The following is a 3,475-nucleotide window of genomic DNA, read 5'->3' on the forward strand; positions in this document are numbered from 1 at the left end:
ATTTATTGACAGTTATACAAACTTGCCGTCGTCAAAGACCTTCAGTCCGCCAAGTTTTTTGAGCAAGCGATCAAAGCGAGGGTTAATCCTGCTGTGCAGACCCCATCTTTAATACCCCAAGTTGAGACCTGAATCCTTACGGCTATACACGCAAACTCTTGTCTGAATAGCTTGCGTAGTGAGGAAGAAGCTGATTCTAATTGTTTCTCTACTTGCTGGGCTATTTTTTTGAGGGCTGCTTGTTTTCTGATATCGCTTTCTACTACTATCCATCTTTGTTTGATGTTGGCATACTCGCTGGTTATGGCTGCTATTTTGTAGCCTTTTATTTGAGCTGATTCCCAGTCTTTATCTTCGATAGCTGAGATTTTTTCTCGGGCTGATTTGATACTTAATGGCACTCTGGTTATCCATTTCATTCCTGCCATTGCTGATAAGTTTTCTGCTGTGTATAAGGCACTGTCTGCTACACAGATTCCGTCGAAAGTCCATTGGTTTTTAAATTCTTTGAGTCCGGCGACAAAAACAGTTTTGTCATCGGCGTTTCCGTCATCTATTTTGAGATACAATGGTACGTCTCCATCACCGCTAACTATGGTGTCAATGATAAATTGTTTGAGGTCGGGTCTTTTGTCTCTTGAGTATCCGTGAACGATTTTTATGGCTTTCATTTCATCGGCTGGGTCTGATGAGTCTGTTTCAATGTCTTGACTCTTTTCCTGACAAGTTTTGTATGCTCCTTCTACTGATATTGAACTGCTGTCTAGATGAACGCTATTCATTTCTACTTGAAATTTTTTTGCTGCTTTTAGGGCGATCGCTGTGAATAATTGTGTCGTTCCAGCTTGATGGTATTTGTCTAATGCTCTCCCGATTCTGTCATCATTTAATTGTTCGGGGGTCACTCCTTCTCCGATTAAATGTTCTGTTGCTTGGACTACGAAAAATGTGTCGAATAGGTAAATTGGGGCGCTCAAAAACCCCAATCCGTTCAAAATTATTGCTTTCATTACTTGTCCGGGGCTGACTGTTTCTTTGGTTTTGATACCCACTTTTTTGTTGACTTCTTCTACCAATTCCATCTCATCTATTATCCCCGCTACTATTCCCAAGTGGTCTAAATTTACGATATTTATCCCTGATAATGGCTGGTTCATGATTTTTATAGTTGCTTTACAGCAGAAATCTATTATACACTAAAAACTCCCAAACGATTGCCGTGCAATCGTTTGGGAGTTTATTGTTGCCGAATCTATCTTCCTTTACCTCTGCTTGAATATCTGCGGAATGTGGGTTTGAGTATGACATTTCTTCTTGCCTGAGTAATATCTCTTCTGTTTTTTTTTAGGTCGTTCAATAGCTGTTTCTGTGACATCCATCACCACGATTTCTGGATAATCCGAGTCTTTGAGTAATGCCTTTTTCCCCGGAATACGGAACTTTCCCGTTTTCATTAAAGTTGATTCGATATCAGTTACAATTCGGCAAATAGTTGATTCAGATACTCCCCAACTTGTCCCAATATGAAAATATGTTCGATATTTTCGCCAATATTCCAAGGCGACTAAGACCTGTTCTTCGAGAGTTAGAATGGTGCGACGTCCTCTTCTGTCTTTAGGATTTTCTAGCAGGAAGTGTTCGCTTGGCGTTAACCATTGCTTTTAGGGTTTGAATATTGATACCAAATCTACGTTGAAATTGCTCGGGTTTCAAATTTAGATAAGATTGATTTTTCATGATTTACTTATTGTGTAACGACAACAGAAATTTCTAGCATTTTATCCTGTTTATAGCAAGACCAGAGTGAAAATAAGTTAGGAGTTGGGATTCAATCAACTCTCAGCAAAACTTTTCATTATATCATAAAATTATTTTGCAAGAGGTCTATTGCTGTGGCTCTTGACTTAATTAATCCGAAACATCTTAAAAACTGGTTTATTAATTGCTGCTACTGTACCTCATAACATCCGGAAGTGCTGTATATTGAAAAAGCAGATTTTTACTGAGAGGTGAATCGATGCCAACATTAACATTCACCTTAACCGATGATCAAGTAATTGAATTAGCTCAAGAATTACCCGATCGCAAAAAACATCAATTATTGAAACTATTGCTGATGCAGCCTTGGGAATCTTGGGCACACTTAACCCATGATGGCCCAGAAAAAGCGCGATAGGCTGCTGCACAAAGGGGAAAAGACTGGGATGCAATGACAGAGAATGAACGGGAAGAATTCATTGATGAATTATTGCATGAAGACTAATTTAAGCAAGAAGACTTAGTAAATGGTATGCGATATTTGCGGAACAGAAGGTGTGCGAATTCGCCGAATTCCCAGAACCTACGGTAAAGGCAAAGATTTGCTAGTTATAGAAAACATTCCGGTAATAAGCTGTCCTCACTGTGGTAGCAGTTACCTAACAGCCGAAACATTGCATGAAATCGACAGAATTAAACGCCCGCGTAAAAGTGTAGCTGTAGAACGTTCTGTAGAAGTCGCTAGTTTTGCTTAGCCAATGATTACCTTTACAATCATATATTGAAATGACTTCAAAAGTTACCCTCACTATCACCGCAGGCAATCTCAAAGGTCAAGAATTCGCCTTTGACACCCGCACTACTTGCATTATCGGCCGCGCCAAAGATTGCTATCCCAAAATTCCCGACGACGACAAACACCGCACCATATCCCGCTATCACTGTTTGCTAGATATCAATCCTCCCGATATCCGCGTGCGAGATTTTGGTAGCAAAAATGGGACTTTTGTAAACGGTGAAAAAATCGGTCAGCGAGAAGCCCATCAAACTCCCGAAGAAGCTGCTCAAATTCCTGGGGGGTGACAAAGAGGTTTAGGAGATAGACGCAATAAGGGTTGCAGCCCGTATACCCTGTTGATAAAAGCGACGTTTATTTCGAGTTAACTTCATTAACTGTTGAATTTCTAGTGAATGCCTATCGAGATAATCAACCCACTCTTCTCCATCGAAGCCAACGCCAAATGTACTCCGTCTACGGTATTTTTTTATCGGTTCACAGCGGCGAGATACATATTTTTGTACCTGCTTTTTCTGAATTTCAATGCCTTGAAATATAGCACAAGTGTAGGCGATAGCCATTAACAGAATTATCTTAATCAGTCGGTCTCCCCTTAAACCACTCCCTTCTAGATTATAACCTCCACTCTTGCAATCTCGGAACATTTCTTCAATTCCCATTCGCTCTTTATAAGCGGAGAGCGCTACTGGCAATGAACCCAAATCTGTGAGAATAAACCAGGCGTCTTTTACTTTTAATCCCCGATAGTTGCGTTTCCATTTACAGGCGATATCAAATCGGGAGCATGTCACTTTTGCAGTGAGCAATTATACTCATGCAGGTTTTCCCTGATTACCAATTAAGCCGTTTAAGTAAGCACAACGATGAGCTAATACTTGTCCCACATGTTCTGATTTCCAACTCGCTCCTGATATTTTA

4 protein-coding genes and 2 pseudogenes are annotated in these 3,475 nt (G+C 40.3%); 3 read left to right on the forward strand and 3 right to left on the reverse strand.

Annotated features, from left to right (window positions below; all coding sequences use genetic code 11):
- Positions 1–140: 140 nt before the first annotated feature.
- Positions 141–1,157: pseudogene (locus tag ACUVJL_RS17285) on the reverse strand (IS1634 family transposase); the annotation flags it as partial.
- A 141-nt stretch (positions 1,158–1,298) separates the two neighbouring features.
- Positions 1,299–1,737: pseudogene (locus tag ACUVJL_RS17290) on the reverse strand (helix-turn-helix domain-containing protein); the annotation flags it as partial.
- A 280-nt stretch (positions 1,738–2,017) separates the two neighbouring features.
- On the opposite strand from ACUVJL_RS17290, the gene ACUVJL_RS17295 reads away from it, so the two are divergent.
- The 3 genes from ACUVJL_RS17295 (at position 2,018) to ACUVJL_RS17305 (ending at position 2,841) form a co-directional block, all read left to right on the forward strand.
- Positions 2,018–2,176, forward strand: coding sequence for a hypothetical protein (locus ACUVJL_RS17295; RefSeq protein ID WP_445246981.1), 159 nt, complete (start codon positions 2,018–2,020; stop codon positions 2,174–2,176).
- Positions 2,177–2,285: 109 nt separating this feature from the next.
- A complete protein-coding gene (locus ACUVJL_RS17300) occupies positions 2,286–2,513 on the forward strand; it encodes a type II toxin-antitoxin system MqsA family antitoxin (protein WP_445246982.1) in 228 nt (75 codons plus the stop codon).
- A gap of 31 nt (positions 2,514–2,544) precedes the next feature.
- Positions 2,545–2,841, forward strand: coding sequence for an FHA domain-containing protein (locus ACUVJL_RS17305; protein ID WP_445246983.1), 297 nt, complete (start codon positions 2,545–2,547; stop codon positions 2,839–2,841).
- A gap of 9 nt (positions 2,842–2,850) precedes the next feature.
- Here the strand turns inward: ACUVJL_RS17305 and ACUVJL_RS17310 are convergent, their stop codons facing one another.
- Positions 2,851–3,363, reverse strand: a complete 513-nt coding sequence (locus ACUVJL_RS17310) for a hypothetical protein (RefSeq protein WP_445246984.1) — start codon at positions 3,361–3,363, stop codon at positions 2,851–2,853.
- Between the last annotated feature and the right edge of the window lie 112 nt (positions 3,364–3,475).

The sequence above is a fragment of the Microcoleus sp. OTE_8_concoct_300 genome, from assembly GCF_031383065.1.
Classification (GTDB): Bacteria; Cyanobacteriota; Cyanobacteriia; order Cyanobacteriales; family Microcoleaceae; genus Microcoleus.